Source organism: Acetobacterium sp. (assembly GCF_036508315.1).
Lineage (GTDB): Bacteria > Bacillota > Clostridia > Eubacteriales > Eubacteriaceae > Acetobacterium.
Genome location: NZ_DATCHP010000104.1, coordinates 46,865 through 72,355 on the forward strand (window position 1 = coordinate 46,865; position 25,491 = coordinate 72,355).

Genomic DNA, 25,491 nt, shown 5'->3' on the forward strand with positions numbered 1-25,491 from the left:
GATGGATTATCTTGGAGACATACAAACATTGAGAAATATGCTTTTAGTGCTTATTAATGTTGGTGTTATTTTACGTGTGATCTATTGTGCAATCATTGCTGCTTCTTCCTATGAGGAAAAGGATATCTATTTTAAACGGATAAAAAATGCCATTATCTTTGGGATCATGGCAAACTTACTCATTGTATTTAAAGATGTTCTCCTGAGTTATTATCCAGGAGCATAAATAAGGAGGAATAAATTTGGAAAATGAAGAACTATACATTCCCATGGGAATCAAGTCAAAACGAGATAAAATTACAGGGTTTGGAAATAAAGAGCTTTTCATCATAGCGGTCATTTGCGCTATTACCTTGATTCTGGTGTCAATTTATTATGGCATATCTCAGGACAGCTTTGGGGCTGTGTTTACTTGTATGATAGTGGGAGTAACGACACTGGTGATTCTCAAAAAAAGCGAAAGCAATCAATCAGTTCTTGATTTATTAACACACGTCATACATTACTGGAGGGGGCAAAAGAAATATAAATACAGATACTTAAACGAGTGGGAATAATGGAGGGATGACATGATCTGCCTTTCATTTATATTGGTGCTGTTCATTTGGATCTTCCTGGGATGGCTGCTTGGTTGGTGCTTGAATCTTAAAATATTGCCTAAATCATGGCTTATCTGCATTCCAAGTATATTAAGCTTGCTTCTCATTGAAGATCCGACTTTAATCATAAAAACAGGCGTTTTTATGGGGGTGTTATTGTTTGTGGCTTATTACGATTATCAGACAAAAACCATTCCACGTTTTGTGCATTTTGTTTTATTAATAACTGGACTGATTGGCATCAATCTTTCCTGGCTCATTAATCAGGCGATCCCCGGAATGTTGTTTTTACCATTTCCAGTGATGGCTGTTTATTTTTATCAAAAACAAAAAGATCCAATCAAAAACATTGGAATTGGGGATATTAAATTAATTGCAGCTTGCGGTTTTGTGGTTGGAATTAATAAAGGGGTATTGGGGTTGTTTGTGGGTTTGGCATTGGCTTTGCTTTGGTGTTTGATTAAAAGAATGAACCAGTCAACATCATTTCCTTTTGCCCCGTTTCTTTGTTGTGGCTTTATTGTTAGTTACCTGTTAAATGTTTTATCCATATAAAAAATACCTTGAAGGGAAGGTGATGGAGTGAGTAAAAAAGGAAAAATCAGCCGTAGAACCATCTTGGGTGTTTCGGTCCTGATCATATCGGGGTTGCTTGCATTCGTATTATATCCGCTCATCATTGGATTAATCGGCCAGACAACGGAGATTGTAAGAGTTAAAGATACAATCGTTGTGGGGGAAACGATCAGCAAAGAAAATACGGTAACCGTCAAAGTGAGTGGCTACAATTTACCGCCGAATGTCATAAAAAACCAAAAAGATGTTCTTGGAAAATATGCAACGGCTAAATTAGAGCCGGGAGACTATATCCTCAAAAGCAAATTGGTGGAAAACATGATTACAAGCGGAAATTACATGAATGCTTTAGACGGCAATAAGCAGATTATTTCAGTCACCATCAAAGATTTTGCCAATGGCATATCCGGGAAACTCATGCCTGGTGATGTTGTGGCAGTATTAAACAATGCGGAAGTAGTCAACAATCGCAGTGCGGTTTATCCTGAATTGCAATATGTGAAAGTATTAGCGGTCACAAGCCCTACCGGAGTGGATATGGGTGGGGAAAAAGCAACCGATGGAACAGAACTACCGGCAACCGTGTCCTTACTCGTTAATAAATCACAGGCCCAGATGCTTTCAGGGTTAGAGAAAAATGGAAACATCTATTTTACATTGATTTACCGAGGGGATGAAGAAACAGCCAATCAATTTTTAAAGAAGCAAGATGAAACCCTTGCCAGCAGTGGCAACTTGTAGATAAAGAAAGGTGTGATTAAAAAATGGAATTAATTGGAGTTTGGGGAAGTCCGGGGAGTGGGAAATCAACATTAAGTTTGGAATTGGCAAAAAATATTGTTAAGGAAACAAACGAAAATTGCCTTCTTATTTTCTGCGAAGATCAAGGAAGTCCACTTAGCTTCTTTTTTCCCGGATTAAATAAGACGGGTGGAAGCCTTGGCAGAATCATTACATCCGCTGGGTTTTCCCAAGATGAATTAAAAAAATCATTAGTGAATCACCCTAGAAATGATCGTTTAGCTTTTTTAGGGTATCGCAATGAAGAATCAAAGCTAACATACTCAACCGTCAATGAATCACAAGTCATTGATTTATTTATAACCCTTAATCATATATTTAAATATATTGTTGTTGACTGTAAATCTGATTTTACAACCGATCTGATTACCCAGTATATTTTAAAAGAAGGACAATGTCTGATGCTCGGAGGCGGTGATCTGAAAAGCATCGCTTTTTTTAATGGAACCTTACGGCTCATGGAGGATTACCCGGGATTCAGAGACCGCAAAATAAAAGCGGTAAACAATCCCTGGGATTTTGAAACCTGGCGGTTGGTTGCAGAAAAATATGCGGGTACGGAATACTTCTTCCCCTATTGTACTGAGATACAAAAAATGTATTTAGAAGAACAAAGCATTGAAGCCCTTGACAACTCAAAAAAGAACAAAGAATTTATGACGGAAATGACGGATCTTACCTGCCATTTTTTAGGTCTGGAAGTGCAAAATAAAAAAGCTGTAAAAAAAGAAAAAAAGCAAAAGAAAGCATCAAGACGTCAGAGCAATGTGGAGGAGGTTATAGAGTATGATTAATACTGTCCAGAAGCTGGATCGCAATGAAGAACTCGCAAAGGTTGTTGGGAGATGCCAAACTCATATTAGAACAAATTTCCCACTGGCCTTAACGAACAATACGGTTAATGAACGAAACATTAAAAGTTTTATCGAGAAATTCGTGAAAGATCATAAAGTGACCATGGTTGGTTTTACTGGGATACAGTTAATCAATCGGGTTTACTGGGAAATGGTTGAGTATAGCGTGATTACCCCTTATCTTAATGATAAAGATGTGGAAGAAATCAACATCAACTCATGGGATGCCATTAAGATCCATCGGCGTAACGGAACCATCGAAACCTTAGCGGATGGCTTCTTATCAGCAACCCACGCAAGAGATATTATTATCCGATTGTTACAGGCTGAATCAGAGGTTTTGCTTGATGAAGAAAAGCCCATCGTTCGAGGGCATTTAAAAAACAATATTCGTATTTCAGCATCAAGTACACCAGTTCTTGATGCCATCCGAGGTGTACAGGCTTCCATTCGAATCATTAATCCGGGGAACATGAAGCGCCGGGATTTTATTAGGCATGAAACTTTAACCAGTGAAATGTTTGCATTTTTATCCATTTGCCTTTCACATGAAGTGAGTATGTGCATCACCGGGGCCACCAACTCCGGGAAAACCACTTTAATGAGTGGTATTTTAGGTGAAGTTCCAAAAGATCAGCGAATTATCACCATTGAAGAAGAAACACGCGAGTTTGACCTGGTCCATCGAAACGCCGATGGTGTTATTGACAACAATGTGGTTCAGTGGGTTACCTTTGGTGAGTATGACATGAAACGTCTTCTGGAACAGGCTCTCACCAACACCCCGCGTATTATTTGTATGGCGGAAATGAAAAGCGACGAAGCCTATTCGGCACAAGAGGCTGCACGTACGGGCCATGCGGTTATAACAACGACTCATGCCGATTCGTGTCGGGCCACCTATAAACGGATCATTACCCTTTGCAAACTGACAAGTGATATGGATTACGATACCCTGTTTGACTTAGTCACAGAGGCATTTCCGATTATTGTTTTTACAAAGAAATTAAAAAACAATACCAGAAAAGTTATGGAAATCACCGAATGTATCCACCACGATGATGCTCGTTCAATCACCATTCAGACACTGTATGAATATGATATCGAAAGAAACGATATTGATGCTGATGGACAGCCGGTTATTACAGGTAGATTTGTTAAACGCAACAATATCTCAAAGTCACTGCAACGCCGATTTGCAGCTAATGGCGTACCGACTAATCTCATCGAGTCTCTCTTAAGAGGTACAGTGGAATGACCACAATGATGATGGCGCTATTTGTCTTTTTAGTGGTCGGTTCTTTTTTATTATTCAATATCTCCGCTTTTGAAATGACGGAAGATTTGATTCAATCAGCGTCAAACGGTAAAGACGATATTCAAAGTTTGATTAACGAAGCCTTAAACAAAAGAAACAGAGGCCCACTCAAAGGGTTTCAACAACTGATCACCGAGACTCAGACAATCTTAAAAATAACCGGCAGAAAAAATATGTTTTCCAAATTGTGTGCAGTTTCCATGGTTTTATTAGTGGTTGGAGCTACTTTTGGGTTCTTGATTCAGAATGGTTTTTTATCGCTTGTTTTAGGCTTTGGCTTGGCGCTCATTCCATTCTGGTATATAAAATTATCAGAACATACCTTCCAAAAGGAATTGAACGAGGAGCTGGAAACATCATTATCCGTTATTACCACAACGTATACGCGAAATGAAAATATTATAAAAGCTGTGGAGGAAAACATTTACCATATAAAACCACCGGTAGCAGATGTGTTTCAGAGCTTTTTAAACGACACCAAATACATCAGTGCCAGTACTTCAGATGCTTTATTGCGCATGAGTACTAAAATCAACAACAGCGTGTTTAAAGAATGGTGTTACGCACTGATTGCTTGCCAGGACAATCGCAACCTTAAAAATACGTTATCCCCCATCGTTAAAAAACTTTCGGATGTGAGAGTAGTTACTGGGGATTTATCCATGGCCTTGTATGATCCACTAAGAGAAATGCTGATTATGTCAGGATTGGTCGTTGGATTTCCACTACTCATATATTTTGTTAATATCGAATGGTTCCGTATTTTGGTTGACACATACTTAGGAAAAGGGGTTTTGGCCATTGATTGGTTATTGGCTTTTATTGCCGTCAATGCTGGCATTCGTTTAACTAAACCCATAGAATACAAGAGGTAAAAATGAATTTAAATCTATTATTTTATATTGGATTAACTTGTTTATTGAGTTTTGGTTTATTTCAGTTGTTTGCCGGAGTTTTTAATGTACCAAGCAAGCGAGAGATAGATACCATTGTGGCCGTAGGTAAAATCAAAAGAGAAAAATCAAGTGCGTTGGATGTGGCTTTTTTTAAAGGCTCTCACGCCATTGCAAAGCATATTACCATTAATCCATACAAACGCAAAAAAATGAAAGCGATGCTTGAGGCGCTGGGAATTATGAAAACGCCGGAAGTTGTGTATGCAACAGCAATTATTAAAGCCGGTATTTGTTTGTTATGTGCTGTGATTATGGGATTTATTGTTCCGCTCATTGCCATTCCTTTAGTGGTTTTGGCTTTTTTGCTTTATACCAAAGAATTGCAATCACCAACATCATTAATGATGGAGAGAAGGGAAGAAATTGATCGTGAATTACCACGGTTTGTTGGTACCATTGAACAAGAATTAAAAAGTCGACGTGATGTTTTGGGAATATTTACTGATTATCGAAAAAACGCCGGCACTGCTTTTGGTGAAGAATTAGATGTCACGATTGCCGATATGAAATCAAGTAATTATGAAAATGCACTGACTCGAATGGAAAGCCGAATTGGATCTTCGGGTCTGGCTAATATTACAAGAGGCTTAATCGCTGTGTTAAGAGGGGATGATGGTAAAGCGTACTTTGAAATGCTCAATCACGAAATGCGGGCTTTAGAGATTAACCAATTGAAAATGGAAGTGTTAAAAAGGCCGTCTAAAATAAAAAAATATACGGTACTGCTTTTAGTTTCGTTTATTGCTTCCTTTTTCGTCATAATCGGTTATCAAATATTTACTACGCTGCCAACGATATTTTAGAAAGGGGAAAGCGTGAAAAAGATATTAAAATCAGATGATGGTTTTGCTTATATAGATGCTATCCTTGTTTTTGTTTTTGCAATGCTTGGATTAAGTCTTATCCTTGGCGTCTTGCCTGTTTTTATGCAGAAACAAAATCTCGATTATATGGCGCACGAAGTTATTAAAACAGCCGAAGTTCAAGGAAACACCGGGGCAAAGGCTTTGGAACGATACAATGAAGTTCAAGACGATACCGGACTTGAGCCAGAATCAATCAGCTTTGATGGCACTGAACATATCGGGGCTACTAAAAATGTACAAATAAACGATACGATCCGAGTAACATTAATCTCCAATTTTTCTTTATTTAATGGATACCTGATGGATGAGGGCATCAACATTGAATTATCGTCAACAGCAACCGGAAGAAGTGGAGTGTATTACAAATGATGCAAATTATAAAAAGGATCAAAGGAAAGGATGAAGGTTCGATGGCTCCATTGGTTGTTGTCGTCCTGTTGATTTCCCTTTTGCTCTTTTGCGTTGGTTGGGAATATTTGCGCATGGTGACCATTGTTATGCAGTTGGATCATGCGGTTGAATTATCAGTGGAAGGAGTGGCGACAGAAAATTGGGAAAACATTTATCAAGGCGTAAGAGAAGGCTATGCCGGAGCCTATACCAAAAATGATGTATTGGATGGATGGGATGATGTGATGACCAGACAAAATATTCTCAGTCAGTTAAACGAGATGATTGATTTTGAAACCGTTGGAACGTCCTGGGTAAAAAAGGATGATAGCGGAAGGATTTTGTTTCAGCTTGAACCAAAAGAAACAGAAGTGAAAATCATCAACACCGGTCTTGGGGCTACAGAGAGAGAGGCTTTAGTTATTGAAACAACCAATACAATCACTGTTCCCTGGATGTTTGCCGGGCTTTGGCTAGATGCTGAACCGCTGGTTATTCATCGAACAACTGAGTGTCAGTACACACCGAAATTTTAACCTTTTATCTTCGAGATAAGAAGTTAAAATGAAAAAGCACCGATCCCCATTAAGGCAATCAGTGCTTAGACATAAGAATCTGGTAATAGACAAGTAAGCGTCTACTTGAAGTATTATAATTATTAAACAATTGTTTGTCAAGGCAGCACAAAGAGACACCGTGAAAATAATTCAAAGAAGTATTGACAGATGATATCGGTTACTATACAATGATTTAATTTAAAAAAACAAATTGAAGGAGAAGCTAAAATGATGAAAGCAAGAGTAACAACTATTATGAACTGGTTCCAAAATTCAACTACAAAGCAAAAGTTAATTGTCGGTCTTGGTGGATTATTGGCAACCTCGTTAGTGGTGACAGGCGTGTATTTAGCAATTCCTAAAAATACCGGGACCCCGATCTCGGCAACAAGCAATGAAAATGTTACAGTAAAAGATATTGAAACAAAAACACCCACCCCGGTTGTTTCCACTCCGGCAGAAAGCACCGTTGTTCAAGAAGTACAAGCAACCGAAGACTTGAGTACGGTCGTAGAAAACAATGCTGTTACCGTGGACACACCTCAAAGTGTTACAGAAGAATATTATACAACAGAAGATACCGGGGGACGATATGAAGCACCCCAGGAAACCTACAGTGAACCGGCTTACGAAGCACCGGCAGCCAGTGAACCGGCCTATGAAGCACCGGCAGCCAGTGAACCGGCAAGCAGTGGCGGTTGGGATGGAAATTTAGGGGCAACAAAAGGCGACAATTCAGGGGCTGAAAATGGCGGTTGGGGCGTTGGGAATTAACCAAAAAAACTAAATAATTATAACACGAGAACAATTTACGGATTGTTCTTTTTTATTGCCAAAAATTGAAGGAGGAAAGCATGGATTCTATTGTGCTAAAGTGGTTAAAGTCCCTATGGTTGTTTTTAACGATCGTTTTGATAGTAGGTTTTATATGGTCCGTTACGCCAACCATTGCAAAAGCAGAAGATAATTCGTCCACTGTTCCTGGGAATCCCGCATATACGGACGATGCTTTTTATTATTCAGATCAATATATGTGGAAGGTTTCATTGTTTGTGGCCAAATCGGATACGGTGAACAAAGAAACCTCCACAATGGATGATTTTCATCGGATTGGAAGCCATGCAGTATATCTAACCCCAGTATCAAACTGGAATGACTGGTATGCCGGTTCCCGGCCGTCTAACATTTCAGGGTTGTATTTTTCTAAAGAAAATAAAGTGGATACTTTGAATGAACTAAAAAGCAAAGGGGGAAATGTGAACGCACTTGATCCTGTTGAACTTGCAACAGCAAATGGCGTTTATGTGTTAAATCCAACCAATACACCCAAATACGTACCACAACTTAATGATGGGGATGTGTATGACAATGGTGTGATTTACAAGGATTGCATGAATACCATCACTGATGTGACCAAATATTTTAATGATCCTTCAACGATGTTTGATTTGTTGAATTTTTATGCGGGTAAACAAGGAATTTCAAAGGAGGCTTTGATCCAAAACTTGGAGTTTACCATTGATGGGGAAACCCGTACTGGATGGAACCCTGAAGGTATATTGCCTAAGGTAATTAGCGACAATCCCACCAATCAGGTAGAATGGCTGATCGTATACGAACCGGTATCCATTGTTTATGTGAAAAACACTGCCAACCCAGGTTCTTATTATGGTTATGCTTTAACCGCCACCGATTTTGCAGTATCCCAGATTAAACACCAAATGGATTGGCTTTATGATGAAACACGATGGCCGGCGTGGACCGGACTTCAAGCTGATGCCTGGAAGGCCAATGCAAACCGTCAACATGTTTCACGGCTCAGTCATTTGCTTATGGGTAACTCGGTATTAACAAAAAATACATGGTATGGTCTGAAGGCCGGTACCGGTGTAGATCAAAATGCTGCGATACCCAACAACCGATGGACCAGTGCCAATGAGATTAAATATGGCGGTTGGGGTATGACCCGATGGTTAAAACCGGCTGAATTTGGCAAACCAACGGGTAACGATTATCGGCCCAATACGGATGTTATTATCACCACTCCCGTCTACAGTAATATCGATACCACGCCGGGTAGCGAATTGACGGTGACTTATGAAATCAATGGCGAAACCTTTACCGATAAAATCATTTCCCCAATGAAAACCGAATCACTTAGTTACTTTAAGTGGCACTCCCCAGATGTGGACGTGGAAACGGAATATGATTTAAAAATATCCGTATCCCCTTATCCCAAGGGAACCCTGAATAATGGGGGGAATGAATATACCCACCGAAAGATTATTGTGAGGCCGTTAGTAGCAAATAATCCTCCGGACCCCAAGGTTGGTGATAAGATGCCAATTGATTTACCGGCAGATATTATTATCCCAACCATTATTGATTCCGAGGATAAAGCTTATGAAGGGCAAACAGCATTGATTAAAAGCGTTACTGAAATAACACAAGCTCCTCATTATTTAAATGCGTCCATTGTGTTGGAAGTTGTGACAAACAGAGCCACTAAAAACCTCAGCTTTAACAACTTGGATACTGGAGAAGGAAAACAATTAACAATCGAATCTCTAGGTAGTGGAATACTTGCTAAATATACCCTCAACGAATTATCAGACGAAATTACATGGCAACTTGAATTTACACCTAAAGGTTTAGGAATCAACCATTACTCATTTACTCCGAACAATGCCTTAAATGGTGCGGGAAATGCTTATGCCTATAATGCGGATGTTCTCAGTGATCTCTATAACCCTGTGATTAATTCCATAAGCATATCCCAACCGGATGCAGCTTATACAGAGCATGGCATATATACCCAGTATCAGGAAGCCACCATTACTATTATGACAGATAAGAACGTGGATCAGATTGATGTGACGTCACCACAAGGTAATAAAACATTAACGCCTTATACGGAATACAGTGATGAAGATATTCATGGAGACGATCAAAGTATGGATATGAACAATGATTCTTTGATTGACCAAACCGATTATAATATCTTAAAAGCTCATATTGACGGAAGTTGTGAAAACTTCACGGCAAAGGTACCCTGTACTCATTGTGGAGCAAAGGATCTTACCGGAGATAATAAAATTGACAACCGTGATTTAACAGCGATGCAAAAACATTTAGATGGCGATTGTGCCATGGATAACTGCTATTTTCACGGGAAACAAGTTACCCGAACGGAAGTAGGAAATGAATATCAATGGAAGATCCGATGGATTCCAAGAATCGATGGAGAAAGCACCCTGGCTTTTACGCCAAAGCGTTTGGCGATGACCTCAGATATTTATACAGGGAAAACCAAGTCGTTAACATTAACAGCAGAAGAATACAAAAACCCGGTAATTATTACCGCCGGACTGGACCCGGATCTTGATAAATACATGATAAATTCCACGATTAAACTATACGCTGTGACACCACTTGAAACGGATCAGATGGTGTTTAAAACAAGTAAAGGAACGTTTATTATTAAGAGTCCTGACACCATTGATTTGACTAAAAAGGAAAAAGTCTGGAGCAAAAGTTTTAATGCCGACAAAGCGGGATCTGAAACCTTTGCCCTGACAGGTCAAGGCGAACAATCAACTGGTTATTTATCAGGAGAAACAGTATCGTTTACCGCTAACATTGTCAATCCCCAAGTGCTAATTTTAAACTATCACAGTACGGAACACGAATGGACCTATACTGACGGGGAGGGAAATGTAATTGCTTATGTGTACGATAGTGTTGCAGTTACGGCCACAGCCAATGCGGATACAGACTATATCATTTTTAAAACACCAAACGGTGAATATGTCACAGAGGATTCATATTATGTATCTGGTGGTAATCGTATATTTACAACATCCTTCACTGTTGAAAGCGAAGGATCAATTACGACAATGGCAACCGCTTACTCAACGGCGGGAGCTGGAAATAATCTCTATAAAACATTAATAACAGAAACAATGGTTAACACCATTTCAATTGGGCAAGCCTATACTGTTCCAACTTCTGGTTTTTTGCCGGGAGCAACAGTCGCAATGAACCCATCTGTTTCAAATGTTAAAAACGTCCCATGTTATGTGCGTGTTAAAGCCGTGATATCCAACAGTAATGTTAAGGATTGCCTTGATATTAACTTTGATACGGCATCCTGGACATATAACATATCCGATGGCTATTACTATTACAATTCGGCCATCAATCCACAAGGAATGACTACACCGCTTTTCACGCACATTACTGTTAAGGGAGAAGCTGAAATGACCGAGATACAAAAAGAATTGTTTAATGATTTTGATGAAGATATGATTATATATGCGGAATCTGTACAAGCGGAATCCTTTGACACCGCTGCGAAAGCATTCAGTGCAGTGAATTAGAAAGAGAGGATAATTATTTGATATACAAACATATTCACCCAAGAGGGATACTTTTATTTATGATCCTGATAACGCTTTTAATTGGAAGCTCATTTTCTTTTTTCAATAGCACCATGGTATATGCAGCAACAAAAACACCAGGAGGACTTTTAGACGACCACCCAAACGGAGCGGTCGTTTCCTCTATTGAGATGCAAGATGATCTGCGAATAACCGGAACGGCACCTTTTGATACGGCCCAAGGGGTAGGAAACGACATCAGTTCTGCTGACAACATCGTCAGAACATTTGATAAAGTGGTTTACAATGTTAAATCAACCTTCAGCATTAATGGAGAAAACCCTGATACCGCCAATGTTTTGAGTTATACCGGCGGGATCCTCCACGTAAAATGTGTGGTTCCGAATACCGCACAAACCAATGACGGAAAGGTGCGGTGGGATATTGAAAGCTTGGGATTGAACGCTCAAAACGTGGTATTGTCCACCGATGGACTAACCTTGGATTTCGACTATATTTTTGAGAAAAACACTACCACGATCCCGGGGAATCGTACTCTGCCCATTCCACTGTCAATATCCAAAGCAAGCAATGGGACACAAATTACACCAACCTTTACAACTTACTTAACTGGCAATACACAAGCACAAGCTAAAAGCGTCACTGATACCCCGGTGGTTGTCAGTGCATCTCCAAACTATAATGTGCAATTGATTCGAAACGCATCCATATCAAAAAAAGCCAGCCTTCCCGTCAATGGAAAAACCGTTGACGGACGCATGTATGGCTATGGCATCAGTATCCAATTAGACAACCGCGGTTCAGCGATTAATAAAGGCCTTAAAGGGCTTGAAGTGCCCAATGGCGAGATTACCTTTGATCTTGACTACCTGGTCCAGAAAGAAGCCGTGCCGGGAAGCGGAGTTTTAACCGATGTTACCGATGCCATGAGCCCCATACTCTGGAACTATAAAGTCAATGCTGGTGGAGTCACTGGCAATATTGCAGGACGCACCATGATGTTTGGTGTCAATACCCAATACGCACTGGGAAGTACACCCTATGGGAAAGGTGGAGGTGCCAATGCCTGTTATGATTCTGGACAGATCACAGCACAGGAAAAACAGGCAGAGCATAAGATCACCTTTAACGTTAATAATTATCAATTCAGTCCACAAAACATCTTCCCCTATGCAGTGGCGGGAGAGTCTTATGTCGGAACTACGGGGTCAATTCCAACAAACCTTGGTGTTTTTATTGCCGGCTACGTTGAATTACTCATGCCGTTACCATCGGATCAAAGTGAAACGGCAAATTATTACCTCACTGTAAATGATGACAATTTTAAGGCCACCTCACAATCAGGGGCCGTTGTGACGCAACAGGTCAAAACAACGGATGACCTGGCGAGACTCAATCATGTAATCCGTATACCGGGAGGATATAGTCTTGGCAGTTGGTATTATTCGAAATCAGGCGTACAGCTTGCTTCATATTTGTGGGTCAGTGGGGATGCCTGGGCGGTTAAAGGCAGTATTGTTCGTGGCGACAGTTATTTTACCTGTGCAAACGGTGATCCCGAATGGGATGCTTACAGTGCCAATCTGCTCGCTAAGTTTGACGATGAAGGCGTGGAGCCAACCTCTGTAAATGGCAAAAGCTATATGATTAGTCATGAGACAATCGGTATCAACTACGGCAGTACCATGACCTATAAGATGCTTTATTGCGCATTAAAAGAAGGGAATGCTCATGCGGACACCGATGGGGGCTGGTTGTCAGATAATGATATGGAACAAGCCGTCGAAGATGACTTTGATTACTTTGGAACATTGGCGGAATTAAAAGCCCAGGGGCGCATATGTACCGGCGTATTCTTTGAATCCACCGGCGGTGTTATGCGAGGCGGAAGCCGTGAACATATGGAATATTATTTGCAAGTGAAAAACAGTGCGGTTGTCGGCAATGTGTATCAAACGACAAACAATGTAAGGGGATGGTATGCGCCGTTAGACCGCACCACTCAAACCCGGCTGATTCCATCGGCCACCTATCCAACACCTGAAATAAAGATTGAAAAAAGAAGCTATATTAAATCGGAATATGTGGATGGTCAAGTCAAAGCCGGCACCCATTCACCGGATTGGACTTGCGGGAACTCACTGTTGGTGATGGGCGGTAAATTATCAGTTGGTAATTCGGTGGATCAGAAATCAGGGACGAGTCCGAAAACAAATTATGATTTATCCCAAAATGCCTATAATGTTCTTTACAGCCTAACGCCAATAGCATCAACTGGAAACACCTATAACCCGGATGCTGAAAATCTGATTGATGTTACGGTTACAGATAAATTACCAAAAGGATTGAAGTATAAGATAGGGAGTGCAGTATTAGGCGGAACCTATATTGCAGAAGCCAATAACGGAACGGGTGGAGTGAGTAATGGAACATCCCGAGCGCCGGATGAAATCACTCAAAACGCTGATGGTTCCACTACATTAAAGTGGCTATTTAAAAACGTTCCGATAGATAAAGCCATGGAAACCATACACTTTACGGCGATCATTGCTCAGAATACACCCAATGGAACATCCTTTGAAACCAAGTCGGTAATCAGCTCAACTGGAGACTTTGATGAACGGACAGAATCACTGAAAACCACATCTTGCGGAATTACTGTATCCGTACCGTTAGCCAGTCGTTTGTACAAAAATGTGGATAAAAGTGAAGCTGAAATTAATGAAATCTTTACCTATGCCATGAACTACCGAAACATGAGTACTCAGCCGGTCGGAAATGTTAAGCTTTTTGATGTTCTACCGTACAATGGCGATAGTCGTGGAACAGATTTTAACGGCTCCTATAAATTAAATACTATTAGTACTTCGGTTGATGGTGACAGTGCCAATTCCAATATCGAAGTTTATTATACAAAAGATACACAGGTGCGAAACAAGACCATTGATACAGTTAAGCTTACGGAAAATGGTTGGATCAAGGTCACCGGAAATACCATTAATGACACCGCTACTGCCGTTCTCGTTGTTGGACAGATTGGTGGGTTTACAGATTTAAATGTTATGTTGGGGATCACGCCTTCTGGGAACCTCCCAGGTGATCTTTATCAAGGTGACGCCACCATAAATGCTTTAGGTTGGGAAGCACCCATCCAAGCGGTGCCAGTTAAGGTCGCCGTCGTTGGACGTGCAGTTTCCGGTAAAATATGGTTGGATCTGAACCGAAATGGTGCCTATGACACAGGCGAACACCTAATGAAAGATACCAACATACGGCTTGTGGACAATCAAGGGAAGGAAGTAACCGACATCTATGGCAATACTGTTAACCCGATTAAAACGACCGTTACCGGGGCTTATTTGTTTAGCAATCTCAAAGCCGGTACCTATCAAGTGATTTTTAATGCCGATGCCGTTAAATATGGAACCACCGGCTATCAAAATTCTGGAGTGGCCATTGACAAAGATAATAATGCGGTTGTCAAAATCATCAATACTCAAAATACAATCGCCGTTGAAAATATCACGATGACCACAGCCGAAACGCTGCCGGAATACAACTATGAATTAAAAAATCAGGATTGTGGTCTCATTTGGAATAAGGTGGAGGGCGATCTTACAATCACAAAATCCATTAAAGCCAGTAGCATCAATTTCAAACAAGGAAACCCCACTTTTATTTATAAAGTAACCGGTGATAATGGGGAAACCTACTATACAAGCATTGAGTTCACAGCTGAAGACGTTGGCGATCCTGATATTTTTGGCAATGTTAAAAAATCCGTCACTAAATCAGAAAAATATGACGGATGGTACAGCGTCACAGAGGAAAAGAGTATGCGTTATGCCTTGTCTTCAATGGTTGGGACAAACGGAAAATATGATAATGGCACCAAACAGGTCCGGGTTTATTATGGAACCGATGGTGTTAACGATTTTCTATCCAATTCCATTAAAGCCACCAACAGCAAAACAGTAGATGAGTATCTATCCAGTACAGACATTATAATCAATGACGTCAATTCAAAATAAGCATAGAGTCAATCAATGGATTCACAAAAGCACCCTTAATAAAATAAGGGTGCTTTATATGTAAAGGGAGTTTAAAAGCGATGGTAAGAACAAAAATTAGAAGCGGGAAAATAAAATTCGGTTTTTAAAAAATGCCATCATAAGGAATGGCATCTAAAAATCAGGGAGGGTGGAAGCTTCTAATAAACAGAAAGTATTAACGGCAATCAATTTGAAAAAATAATTGAAACAAGAAAGTAGGATAAAAAATGAATGGTTTATTTAAAAATAAAACAAAACTTCTTTCGGTGATGTTGGTGTGTATGTGTTCATTGAGCGGTGTTGTTTATGGAGCCGGAACAACGGCCCCGGTTATTGAAAATAATAACGCTAAGACTGTGGGCACTGTGAAGATGACCACGGCAGCAACGGATACCGAAGAAACATTTACAGTGGTTTTTGATACCCAGGGAGGAAGCAGTCTTGCCTCAAAATCGGTTAAGGCTAACGCAAGTCTGTTCCAACCGTCTAAGCCAAGCTATTCAGGTTATGAATTTGATGGATGGTACAAAGATAAAGCCGGCAACACCGCATGGAACTTTTCAGTGGATACTGTAACAGCAGATACAACCCTTTATGTGAAGTGGGTACCGGTTATTTACAAGATGACTTTTAATACTCACAGTGGAAGCAGTATTGAATCCTTAAGTTTTCCAGGGGATACAATTATTGCTAAACCAACATCCGATACGACACGGGATGGATTTAAGTTTGATGGATGGTATCAAGACAGCGCCTATACAATTCCATGGGACTTTGCCACAGACAAAGCAACCAATAATATCACGATCCATGCGAAGTGGACCCCTATTATGTATGACATTACCTTTAATACCCAGGGAGGAAGCAGTATTTCGGTTTTAAGTGTTCAGGGAAGCACATTAATTAAAAGTCCTTCTCAACCTACAAAAGTAGGCTACAAGTTCGGAGGATGGTATAAGGAGGCTGCCGGTACAACCGAATGGAAAATGTATTCGGATAAGGTGGCTGGGAACACTATCCTTTATGCAAAATGGGAGAATGTCGCTTATTTGGTAAAGTTTAACACCCAGGGTGGAAACACGATTCTGTCCCAAAAATATGATTATAATAAAACAATTGTCAAACCAACTGATCCAACAAAAAAATATTATGTTTTTGCCGGCTGGTACAAAGACCCCGAGTGCCAGACTGCCTTTAATTTCAGTTCAGATAAAGTGGTTGATGACACCATCATTTATGCCAAATGGGAAGGACAATCACTGATCGCATTGTTTCCGGATACCAGATTGGCTGAAGCGGTGCTTATTGAAATGAACAAAACACGCACCACCAAAATTGCATCGATTAATGATAAGGTGGTGATCGAAGCCGATCTGAAGACCATCAAGAACCTTGCTGTAAGCGGTATGACAAACCTCAAGGGAATTGGTAATCTGACGAATTTGACAAACCTTAGTATCAGTAGCGGAAGGTCGTTAACGGCGATTCCTTCGGAAATCGGTTTGCTCCTAAAGATTACAAATCTTAGTATTGTGGGAACCGGGATCACTTCTCTGCCTAAGGAAATCGGAAATCTAAAATATTTAACTGAACTAACATTATGCGATAATAAACTAACATCTTTGCCGGATACCATTGGCAATTTTGCCAATCTGACCTATTTAGGTGTGACAGCGAATCAACTCAAAACACTGCCGGCAGCCATTGGGAATTGCAGAAGATTAACGACCCTCGATGTATCTGCTAATCAGTTAATAGCACTGCCAAATGAAATTGGGAATCTTACACAGTTAACTTATTTAACTGCCCATATCAATCATTTGACAACCCTTCCTCCAACCATGAATAAACTTACTAAATTAAAAGTTTTGAATTTAGCACAAAATTCAATAAAAGATAAATCAATCGTGGACCCGATTAAATTAACTAATAAAACCGTCAGTATCAATCTTACTGAACAGCAAATGCAGGTTGCTTTTTCATCTCAGGGAGGCACTGCGGTTGCAGCTCTTACCGTAACGGAATCAACCTTAGTTACCAAACCAACAAATCCTACCAAATCTAACTATACCTTTGGCGGATGGTATAAAGAAAGCAAATTTACAAACGTCTGGAATTTTGCCACAGACAAAGTACTAACCGATACCAATTTATATGCCAAATGGGTGGCAACAATAACCTTTGATTCCATGAGTGGGAGTGGGGTATCAGCAAAAGTATCTGATCTCAACACAATCATTGCAAAACCAACCGATCCAAAACGTACCGGGTACACCTTTAGTGGATGGTACAAGGATTCTGCCTATAAAACAGTATGGGATTTTACTACCGGTAAAGTAACAGCAGACACTATCTTATATGCTAAATGGTTGGCAAATGATTATACCGTTACTTTTAATTCACAAGGTGGAAGCGCCATCACACCCAAATATGCTCCATATAACACAACGATTACGATACCACCAACCCCATCCCGTAGCGGTGGGTATTTGTTTGTTGGATGGTATAAGGATTCAGCGTTTAAAACAGCCTGGAATTTTACAAGTGAAAAAGTGACAGCAAACACAACACTTTATGCCAAATGGGAAGGAAAATCTCTCATCTCTTTGATGCCCGATCAAACCATGGCCACAGCGGTGCTTGCTGAAATGAATAAAAGCAGAAATGTGAAAATAGCATCCGTTAACGACAAAGCCGTTATCCAAACTGATTTAGACGGTGTTACATCACTTTTAGCCACCGGGGTTAAAAACATGACTGGAATCAGATATCTCGCTCACCTGTCAAATTTAACACTTGAAGGCAATAGTCAAGGAAATCTAACAACCGTATCAACCGAGGTTGGTTATTTAACAGAACTAAAAACCCTTAATCTAAACGGTAATTCAATCACCACATTGCCAGAGCAAATCGGTAACTTAAAAAGTCTTACTCAACTCAATGTGGTTGCTAATAAAATTACCGTTTTACCGGATGCGATTGGCAGCTTAACCAACCTAACCGTATTAAATGCTAATACGAATCAGTTAAAAAGCCTACCAAAAACCATGACGAACCTAAAAAATCTTAAAGTATTAATTTTATCATTTAATAAAATAAGTGATAAAAACAGTGTGGAACAGAGTTGGATCAATACAGATGTTTATGTTGACCTATCACAACAAAGCTAACAGGTCATAAAACAGTCGGTTTTCAATAAAAGGAGGTTTCCAAATGAACAAATTTAAAAAAGGGGGTAGAATTTTCTTTCTTCTTTTCTTGTTTTTACTATTATTTATTCCCAATGTTTTTGCCCACGATACCATATCGGCCAAACGGGTATTAACCACACAGGATACAGATACGACTTTTGTCGTGTCTGTATCTAATTTAGAAGCAGTTAATGGCATCAATAACCTATCATGTACAGTATGGAGTGCCACAGGAAGCACCAATGATATTAAATCGAATACCATGGCACTTAACGCCGACGGCAGTTATTCATACACTGTCGATATGACAACCGACCATGGTGGAGACAAAGGAATGTACTACATTGAAATTCACGGAGAAGACAATTCGGGAAAGTCAGGGATTGTATCCTCCACGTACCTTGTTATTAATAGCAAGTCAAATGAATGGAAGCGGTATGCGTATAGTGGCAGCAGTATTGTAGAAAATACATACCGAGCGGTTTTAACCGTTAACCAAGAATTTAAAAACGGAACACTGGAAGCCAATAAAGACAGTGGTTTTAAATCCGGCTATGGCTATTCCATCGCTTTTAACACCAATGTTGCAAGTAATACCGGGGTGACGGCTAGTACCACTCTTACCGGCGCTCAAAACGTCAGCACTTTTTTTCCGGAATTTAACTATCTCAAGGGTGTAACCATAAACAACGTACCCGGTCAATACAGCCGAATGTCCGAAATTACGAAAACAACAAATGAAAATGAGTATGCAAAGACAACCTTAGAGTTTGAAGAAAATCCTTTTTCAGCCAATAACAGCCGGGTTCATTTTACACCCCTTTGGTTTCCAGACAAAAATTATGAGGTTTACGCCGAAGTTTTTGATGCCTGGACCCCAGGTGGAATGTTATCAACGGCTGTGACCTCGGGAAAAGACATTGAAGGAACCGTATATGATGATTGGCAAGTGACTAGCAAATAAGATTAACTAAAGGAGACTCAAACGAGTCTCTTTTTATTTTCAATAACCAAAGAATGGGAGGATTGAATGACAATAATCGAAATTATGACAGCACTATTAACCCCGGCCATTAAAGTGTTTTGGCCATTCGTTTTAGTGTATATCGTTTTTCAGTGCATACGGTTTTCATATAAAGCTATAAAAAAGAATCAACAGGAAGCAAAATTGAAATCTTCAGGTATCCTGGACATTGATCAATTTGACGGAAAAACCTTTGAAACCTATCTGAGAGTTGTATTCAAAGAACGTGGATACAAGGTGCTTCAAACATCCTATACAAAAGATTTCGGGGCAGACTTAGTTATTCAAAAGGACAAAATAAAAACAGTCGTCCAGGCAAAGCGATATAAGTCCAATGTCGGCATCAAAGCAGTTCAGGAGGTTGTTGCTTCCATTAAACATTACAAGTGTGACAAAGCGATTGTGGTGACAAACAGCCACTACACAAAAGCTGCAATAGAACTTGCAAAATCAAATGATGTTGAGCTGTGGAATCGGGAAATCCTCATAAATGAGTTAGTAAAATACAACGTTAAAGCAACCATCACTACTGATGAAAAAGACTTCTGTAAACACTGCGGAAAGCCTTTGAGCAGCAAGGTCATTGATTATTATACGCACACCAAAGAGAAACGCAATCAACCAACATTGTGCTACGCTTGCCAGAAAAGCGAAAAATGAAAAACAGGAGGAAAATAATGACGATATGGGATAACGAAACACCGACACTGATTTATGAAATTGGCGATATGTAATGGGATATTCAAACAATGAAAATATACGATTTGAATTTAGAAAAAAAGAAAATGGAAATGTTTTTTATCGGGATACCGCTTTGACTATTTTCCCTTTTGTTGTAGTGGATATAGATAAAATGGAAAGCCTGGTAAGGCCCATTAAAACAACCAAGGACTTGATGGATGTTCAAGCAACGTTGTTTAACAATGAAAAAGATGCAATGGCTTATATTATAAAAGAAAAAGGAGATAATTAAAATGGCTAAAAATGAGGCAACTACCTATGATTTCAGTAAAAAATTTGACCAATTGTTTTTATTGATCGAAGAAATATTAAAGGTAACAATGAAGATAGCTCAAACCCAGAATGAAGCGGTGGTTGAAGCACCGGATGCACTCAATATAAAAGCGGAGAACAATCAATTAAAAGAGTCGGTTGTTGGAATAAAACCCATTCATAAACTTGATGAGTTGATGCAAACTTTCACAGGGATTGGCCGAGAGGTTGATGCTCAGATAAAAGAACAATCCAATGAGAAGCCAAATGAAGCGATTGACCTTTCTTTAAATAAAGGTATCAAACTGGTGGAAATAGAAATTGTCTCCGGCTTGAAGGAAATTAAACAATTGATTACAGACTCTCAAATAGCAATGACGGCAGTTGCGGTTGAAACCGAAGAAATTAAAAGGAAATCCATTTTAAAAAGCCTGGGAGAACAGCTCTTGCAACTCGATGAAAAAAGAGAAGCCTTAAGCAACAAAATCAGTGATTATTTCACGGCTTTGCCAGGGCAAATAAAAGAAAGCTTTGCTTCCTTAGTGGTTGGGAGTTTGCGAGATATCACAAATAAAATGGAGAACCTTACCAGATCACTCAATGACTGCTTAACTCCTGGTGTTGAAATAGCGTCTAATTCAAATTTACCCACAGATGATAAAAGCCTTTTGCCCAATCTTGAAGATGTACAGGCGACACATTCAATGGTCGATGATAAAAGCCTCATAGAAAAAATCAGAGAGTTATTGAGCGTTTTAGAAAAGGATATAGCTGTCATCAATCATGATGCTAAGTATCTTGATTTTGCACTCAAAAGCAAACCAGTCGTCACGGAAGAGAGTGAAAATATTGTGGGAATCCGAACCGAACTTGATCCAACAGTTGGGACTTTTGAAGCCCTTAATGGTAATGAAAAAAGCGGTTTAAAAACGGTTGCGTCGGTGAAAGAAGAAATTGAAGATGTGACCTTGACCGATTACAGTCATCACGAAGAAGAAGCCTATCATGAAGGGGTTGATCCAGACCCAAATGTGGCCACTGAAATCACAAGAGATGAATGGGACCAATTGTACGATTACGATCAGGAACAATAAGGGAGATAACACATGGAAACAATATTGCCAATCATTGCCTGCGTTATCGGTATAATCGTCCTCGGAGGTGCGACCCTATGGAATAACCGGAATAAGAACAAGCGATCATCTAACTCAAACAAAGCAAGCGTTGGGGAAAAAAGCATTCATAGTTTAATAAATATTCGGGATATTCGAGACTCTTTTCTCTACACCAACGACAATAAAATATGCGCCTATTTTAAAGTGGACCCAATTTCCGTTGACCTTTACAGCCAACGTGAGAAAAAAGCCCTTTGCCAGCTGCTTTCTTCGCAATTGGCAAGTGAACAACGGCCGTTTAAGTTTCTGGCCGTTTCCCGACCGGTGGATATTTCACCGTTGATCAGTGATTATTCTCAAATTTGGTCGTCAACCGACAATAGTGTGGTCAGAGATATTTTATCAAATGAAATGACTGTGATGATGAATTACGCTCATTCAGGGGAAGTGGTTCAACGCCAATTTTATTTCATGCTTTGGGAAGATTGGAAACCCGGCATTGAGAGTGATCTATTAAAGCGGATCAATGAGTTTAGAAACAAATTCATTACTTGCCGGCTAACCGGGGACGTCTTAAAACAGCAGGAAATTGTGCGTTTGTGTAATTTAGTAAACAACCCGGCCTACTCAGCCGTTGAAGATATGGAATTTGATGCGAATATAACTACCATCATCGATTTATACGGTAATCGTGATGAATATGAAGGAGGAGAATTAGTTGGGTAAACACGACAACAGAAGATCAGAAAGGCCAAGAAATGTGCCGAGAGACGAACCTGTAAAACAGGGATTTTTCAAACAATTATTTAACAAGAAAGATAAACAACCCGTAGTCGAGCCGACCAGAGTGGGATTTCGGCAAGATGAGGATAGCAGCAATAAACCTAAGCGAGCAAAGAAAGAAGTGATTTCAACCAATCATTCATTAATGAATATTATTGGGCCAGTCGGGATGATCGTAAAACCAAATGAATTAATGATTGGTGAAAATCACGCAAAAGTTTATGGCGTTGTCAAATATCCCCAACAAAAAGGATATGGATGGCTAGGGCGATTGACTAACATTCCAGGCACCGTGGCTTCCGTTCAGTTTACACCGATTGATAATGGCGAGTTTTTGTCAACTTTAAATAGCGCAGTGGTTCAAAATCGTGGTCGTATTCAAACAAGCAAAGACCCTTTAACCATTAAAAGGGCAACACGCATGGCTGATGATGCTGAAAAAATCATGGTTCAGATTGACCAGCATGGTGAGATCGTTGGAGAAGTCGCTATTTCAATCATGCCAATGGCCGATGAAAGAGAAAGGTTTAAAAAGCTGTGTGAGAAGGTTGAAAGCGCTTTTGTTATGGAAAAATGCAAAATCAGGTCTTTGCCTTATCTCCAGAAAGAAGGCTTTAAAAATTTATCCCCGGCTTATTCCGAGGATAAAGATGTTGATCAGATTTTAAAAACGGTCATGCCCCTGTCCACTTTTATTGGGGGGTTTCCTTTTGCATCCAGCGGTTATAACGACCAGAAAGGTTATCTGTACGGAAAAGACTCAACCGGTGGATTGATTATCCTTGATCCCTGGAAACGAGGGGGAGACCGAACTAACAGTAATTTTGTTATCATGGGGGACACCGGTTCCGGTAAGTCATCCACCATTAAGCACATTGTTTTAAGGGAATGGGCATTAGGAACACGCATCATCTTTATTGATCCAGAACGCGAGTATAAGCACATGACCCAAATGCTCGGTGGAGACTGGATTAACGCCGGCGGTGATGGCCGTGGACGTATCAATCCTTTGCAAATTCGTCCCATACCAAAGGATATGTGGGACTTTAACGCTGATGATGAAGAAGAAGAAAACGACATGGGTGCCATGGCCCTTCATTTAAAAACATTAGACGTATTTTTCAATCTGTATTTTAAAGACATTACTGATATTCAGAGAGCCATTCTAAAAGATGAAGTGATCCAACTTTATAATTGTTTTAACATATTCTGGGACACGGACGTTGATACCATGAAAAACGATGATTTCCCAATATTTAATGATTTATATGAATTGATTCTTAAAAAATCACAACTGTATGAAAAACCCGGCAAGGAAAGCGAACAGTTAGCCTATCGCGAATTGTCACTATTATTAAAAGATCTTGCGCAGGGAAGTGATTCATTTTTATGGAGCGGTCACACCACACTCAAAGCAAATTCACAGTGCATTTGCCTGGACACCCATGATTTAGACAATTCCTCAGATAGTATCAAAAGCACCCAGTATTTCAATCTGTTGAATTGGGCATGGCAAGAAATGACAAGGGATCGAAAAGAACGCATCCTTTTAGTCTGTGATGAAGCATACCTCATGATTGATGATCGTGTGCCACAAAGCCTTATTTTTCTAAGAAACGCTATGAAACGGTCCAGAAAATACGAGGCCGGCATTGTTGTGGCATCCCACGGGGTTGTTGATTTTCTTGATCCAAAGATCAAGCTGTATGGTCAGGCCCTTCTGGATCAGCCATGTTTTAAAATTATGTTAGGAACCGATGGTGCCAATATGCACGAAACGAAGAATCTATACACACTCACCGAAGCCGAAGTTGAAGTCTTGACCAGTAAAATTCGGGGGAGGGGATTGTTTTTGATCGGCAGTGATCGGCTCAATGCTTCATTTGTAATTCCTGAGTACAAGTTTAAATACTTTGGTGATAAAGGAGGGCGTTAATGGCAATTCCGGCAATTGTAGCGAAAGTCGCAACCGTTGTTGCATCCGATGAAAAGCTCAGAAATGTATTTTTGGGAATTTTAGCTGTTTTTTTCGGGCTTATCATTCTTTTGGTTATGCTTCTGGTGTATATTCTAATGTCCCCGATCACCCTTTTAACCGAGTTTGCAGACAATCCGGAGATACTGGCTGAAGTCTTGAGTTTCAAGGCTCAGTATCAATATCTGATGCCGCAAACAGCCCATGGTTCAGGTCAATACGCCTGGCCGTTGGACTATGAACACAAATTGAATCGAGATCAAGAAGATAATCTTTTTGGCTACCGGGTACATCCCATTTACGGAGATATCCGGTTTCACAGTGGCATTGACATTCAAGCCCCGAACGGTTCAAACTGCTATGCCATTGGCGATGGCATGGTCATTGCTGCCGGGCCCAACGGTGCTTGGGGAAATACCATTGTCATTAATGTAGGCAAGGCCAAAGATGGGAAAGAAATAGTTGCCTATTATTGCCATTTGGAACCCGGTTCATTTTCATTGAACTCCGGGGATTTAGTAAAGCGTGGTCAGCAAATTGCATTAACCGGAGCAACCGGCCAGACCCAGGGTGGTCATATCCATTTTGAAATTAAAGCCGATGGGGAATATGCAGACCCCATGCTTTACGTCAGTGACAGCGAAGCCACTGCATCCGGGGAAATTGATTTAACCACAGCCGAACAGGTTAATGCTCAAATTACAGCTTATTACGATTGCGCTCAGCAAACATCTTCAGGAACAACAGTTACGGCAGATCGAACCGTCGCTGGATATCCAAGTCTGGAATTAGGAACACGCATATTTATTCCAGCTCGGTCAGATCAACCCAATGGTGGGGTATATGTGGTCGAAGATCGAGGAGGCGCCGTTGATGATGAACGTAAAGTCATTGATATGTGGTTAGCCACCGAGAGCGAATGTATTTCATGGGGACGTCAGTATGTACCAATCTTTGTAATACAAGAAGATATCAGTTTGAAAAAACAACGTATTGTCGATCTAGGCGGATACGATTTTCGTTAATATATAATTTTGAAAA

At 40.1% G+C, this 25,491-nt stretch carries 21 protein-coding genes; all 21 read left to right on the forward strand.

The window, feature by feature from the left end; translation table 11 throughout:
• The first annotated feature begins 1 nt into the window (after position 1).
• The gene (locus tag VIK44_RS12615; RefSeq protein WP_331554246.1) at positions 2 to 226 is read left to right on the forward strand and encodes a hypothetical protein; all 225 of its coding nucleotides are present in this window, start codon (positions 2 to 4) and stop codon (positions 224 to 226) included.
• 16 nt (positions 227 to 242) lie between these two features.
• A complete protein-coding gene (locus VIK44_RS12620) occupies positions 243 to 557 on the forward strand; it encodes a hypothetical protein (RefSeq protein ID WP_331554247.1) in 315 nt (104 codons plus the stop codon).
• Positions 558 to 569: 12 nt separating this feature from the next.
• The gene (locus VIK44_RS12625) at positions 570 to 1,154 is read left to right on the forward strand and encodes a prepilin peptidase (RefSeq protein WP_331554248.1); all 585 of its coding nucleotides are present in this window, start codon (positions 570 to 572) and stop codon (positions 1,152 to 1,154) included.
• A 27-nt stretch (positions 1,155 to 1,181) separates the two neighbouring features.
• Positions 1,182 to 1,916, forward strand: a complete 735-nt coding sequence (cpaB, locus tag VIK44_RS12630) for a Flp pilus assembly protein CpaB (RefSeq protein ID WP_331554249.1) — start codon at positions 1,182 to 1,184, stop codon at positions 1,914 to 1,916.
• Between the two features lie 23 nt (positions 1,917 to 1,939).
• Entirely contained in the window at positions 1,940 to 2,770 is an 831-nt protein-coding gene (locus VIK44_RS12635; RefSeq protein ID WP_331554250.1) for an ATP-binding protein, read from the forward strand.
• Complete coding sequence (locus VIK44_RS12640) at positions 2,763 to 4,088, forward strand: CpaF/VirB11 family protein (RefSeq protein ID WP_331554251.1); 1,326 nt, start codon at positions 2,763 to 2,765, stop codon at positions 4,086 to 4,088. Before VIK44_RS12635 ends, VIK44_RS12640 begins: the two co-directional genes overlap by 8 nt.
• Positions 4,085 to 5,023 (forward strand): hypothetical protein, encoded by a 939-nt coding sequence (locus VIK44_RS12645; RefSeq protein ID WP_331554252.1) that lies wholly within the window; start codon positions 4,085 to 4,087, stop codon positions 5,021 to 5,023. The genes VIK44_RS12640 and VIK44_RS12645 overlap by 4 nt, the downstream gene beginning before the upstream one ends.
• Before the next feature lie 2 nt (positions 5,024 to 5,025).
• The gene (locus tag VIK44_RS12650; RefSeq protein ID WP_331554253.1) at positions 5,026 to 5,907 is read left to right on the forward strand and encodes a secretion protein F; all 882 of its coding nucleotides are present in this window, start codon (positions 5,026 to 5,028) and stop codon (positions 5,905 to 5,907) included.
• A gap of 12 nt (positions 5,908 to 5,919) precedes the next feature.
• Complete coding sequence (locus VIK44_RS12655; RefSeq protein WP_331554254.1) at positions 5,920 to 6,339, forward strand: DUF4320 family protein; 420 nt, start codon at positions 5,920 to 5,922, stop codon at positions 6,337 to 6,339.
• A complete protein-coding gene (locus tag VIK44_RS12660; RefSeq protein WP_331554255.1) occupies positions 6,336 to 6,896 on the forward strand; it encodes a hypothetical protein in 561 nt (186 codons plus the stop codon). Before VIK44_RS12655 ends, VIK44_RS12660 begins: the two co-directional genes overlap by 4 nt.
• 249 nt (positions 6,897 to 7,145) lie before the next feature.
• Positions 7,146 to 7,691, forward strand: a complete 546-nt coding sequence (locus VIK44_RS12665) for a hypothetical protein (protein ID WP_331554256.1) — start codon at positions 7,146 to 7,148, stop codon at positions 7,689 to 7,691.
• An 80-nt stretch (positions 7,692 to 7,771) separates the two neighbouring features.
• The gene (locus tag VIK44_RS12670; protein ID WP_331554257.1) at positions 7,772 to 11,296 is read left to right on the forward strand and encodes a hypothetical protein; all 3,525 of its coding nucleotides are present in this window, start codon (positions 7,772 to 7,774) and stop codon (positions 11,294 to 11,296) included.
• Between the two features lie 59 nt (positions 11,297 to 11,355).
• On the forward strand, positions 11,356 to 15,348 hold the full coding sequence (locus tag VIK44_RS12675; RefSeq protein ID WP_331554258.1) for an SdrD B-like domain-containing protein: 3,993 nt from the start codon (positions 11,356 to 11,358) through the stop codon (positions 15,346 to 15,348).
• Between the two features lie 248 nt (positions 15,349 to 15,596).
• Positions 15,597 to 18,539, forward strand: a complete 2,943-nt coding sequence (locus VIK44_RS12680; RefSeq protein ID WP_331554259.1) for an InlB B-repeat-containing protein — start codon at positions 15,597 to 15,599, stop codon at positions 18,537 to 18,539.
• A 43-nt stretch (positions 18,540 to 18,582) separates the two neighbouring features.
• Entirely contained in the window at positions 18,583 to 19,524 is a 942-nt protein-coding gene (locus VIK44_RS12685) for a GBS Bsp-like repeat-containing protein (RefSeq protein WP_331554260.1), read from the forward strand.
• A gap of 66 nt (positions 19,525 to 19,590) precedes the next feature.
• On the forward strand, positions 19,591 to 20,244 hold the full coding sequence (locus VIK44_RS12690; protein WP_331554261.1) for a restriction endonuclease: 654 nt from the start codon (positions 19,591 to 19,593) through the stop codon (positions 20,242 to 20,244).
• Positions 20,245 to 20,317: 73 nt separating this feature from the next.
• A complete protein-coding gene (locus VIK44_RS12695; RefSeq protein WP_331554262.1) occupies positions 20,318 to 20,557 on the forward strand; it encodes a hypothetical protein in 240 nt (79 codons plus the stop codon).
• Position 20,558: 1 nt separating this feature from the next.
• Positions 20,559 to 21,671: a hypothetical protein gene (locus VIK44_RS12700; RefSeq protein WP_331554263.1), complete on the forward strand. Its 1,113-nt coding sequence runs from the start codon at positions 20,559 to 20,561 to the stop codon at positions 21,669 to 21,671.
• A gap of 12 nt (positions 21,672 to 21,683) precedes the next feature.
• A complete protein-coding gene (locus VIK44_RS12705) occupies positions 21,684 to 22,418 on the forward strand; it encodes a hypothetical protein (RefSeq protein WP_331554264.1) in 735 nt (244 codons plus the stop codon).
• Positions 22,419 to 22,620: 202 nt separating this feature from the next.
• Positions 22,621 to 24,411 carry a VirB4 family type IV secretion system protein gene (locus VIK44_RS12710; protein WP_331554273.1) on the forward strand — a complete coding sequence of 597 codons (1,791 nt, stop codon included), beginning with the start codon at positions 22,621 to 22,623 and terminating at the stop codon, positions 24,409 to 24,411.
• The gene (locus tag VIK44_RS12715; RefSeq protein WP_331554265.1) at positions 24,411 to 25,475 is read left to right on the forward strand and encodes a peptidoglycan DD-metalloendopeptidase family protein; all 1,065 of its coding nucleotides are present in this window, start codon (positions 24,411 to 24,413) and stop codon (positions 25,473 to 25,475) included. The genes VIK44_RS12710 and VIK44_RS12715 overlap by 1 nt, the downstream gene beginning before the upstream one ends.
• Positions 25,476 to 25,491: the final 16 nt, after the last annotated feature.

Bases quoted from the DNA above. Each gene is read 5' to 3' on its own strand.
- VIK44_RS12680 (WP_331554259.1), top strand. From the start codon at position 15,597: ATGAATGGTTTATTTAAAAATAAAACAAAACTTCTTTCGGTGATGTTG.
- VIK44_RS12675 (WP_331554258.1), top strand. From the start codon at position 11,356: ATGATCCTGATAACGCTTTTAATTGGAAGCTCATTTTCTTTTTTCAAT.
- VIK44_RS12640 (WP_331554251.1), top strand. From the start codon at position 2,763: ATGATTAATACTGTCCAGAAGCTGGATCGCAATGAAGAACTCGCAAAG.
- VIK44_RS12670 (WP_331554257.1), top strand. From the start codon at position 7,772: ATGGATTCTATTGTGCTAAAGTGGTTAAAGTCCCTATGGTTGTTTTTA.
- VIK44_RS12695 (WP_331554262.1), top strand. From the start codon at position 20,318: ATGGGATATTCAAACAATGAAAATATACGATTTGAATTTAGAAAAAAA.
- VIK44_RS12690 (WP_331554261.1), top strand. From the start codon at position 19,591: ATGACAATAATCGAAATTATGACAGCACTATTAACCCCGGCCATTAAA.
- VIK44_RS12705 (WP_331554264.1), top strand. From the start codon at position 21,684: ATGGAAACAATATTGCCAATCATTGCCTGCGTTATCGGTATAATCGTC.
- VIK44_RS12645 (WP_331554252.1), top strand. From the start codon at position 4,085: ATGACCACAATGATGATGGCGCTATTTGTCTTTTTAGTGGTCGGTTCT.
- VIK44_RS12665 (WP_331554256.1), top strand. From the start codon at position 7,146: ATGATGAAAGCAAGAGTAACAACTATTATGAACTGGTTCCAAAATTCA.
- VIK44_RS12635 (WP_331554250.1), top strand. From the start codon at position 1,940: ATGGAATTAATTGGAGTTTGGGGAAGTCCGGGGAGTGGGAAATCAACA.
- VIK44_RS12685 (WP_331554260.1), top strand. From the start codon at position 18,583: ATGAACAAATTTAAAAAAGGGGGTAGAATTTTCTTTCTTCTTTTCTTG.
- VIK44_RS12625 (WP_331554248.1), top strand. From the start codon at position 570: ATGATCTGCCTTTCATTTATATTGGTGCTGTTCATTTGGATCTTCCTG.
- VIK44_RS12660 (WP_331554255.1), top strand. From the start codon at position 6,336: ATGATGCAAATTATAAAAAGGATCAAAGGAAAGGATGAAGGTTCGATG.
- VIK44_RS12615 (WP_331554246.1), top strand. From the start codon at position 2: ATGGATTATCTTGGAGACATACAAACATTGAGAAATATGCTTTTAGTG.
- VIK44_RS12700 (WP_331554263.1), top strand. From the start codon at position 20,559: ATGGCTAAAAATGAGGCAACTACCTATGATTTCAGTAAAAAATTTGAC.
- VIK44_RS12710 (WP_331554273.1), top strand. From the start codon at position 22,621: ATGAATATTATTGGGCCAGTCGGGATGATCGTAAAACCAAATGAATTA.
- VIK44_RS12650 (WP_331554253.1), top strand. From the start codon at position 5,026: ATGAATTTAAATCTATTATTTTATATTGGATTAACTTGTTTATTGAGT.
- VIK44_RS12715 (WP_331554265.1), top strand. From the start codon at position 24,411: ATGGCAATTCCGGCAATTGTAGCGAAAGTCGCAACCGTTGTTGCATCC.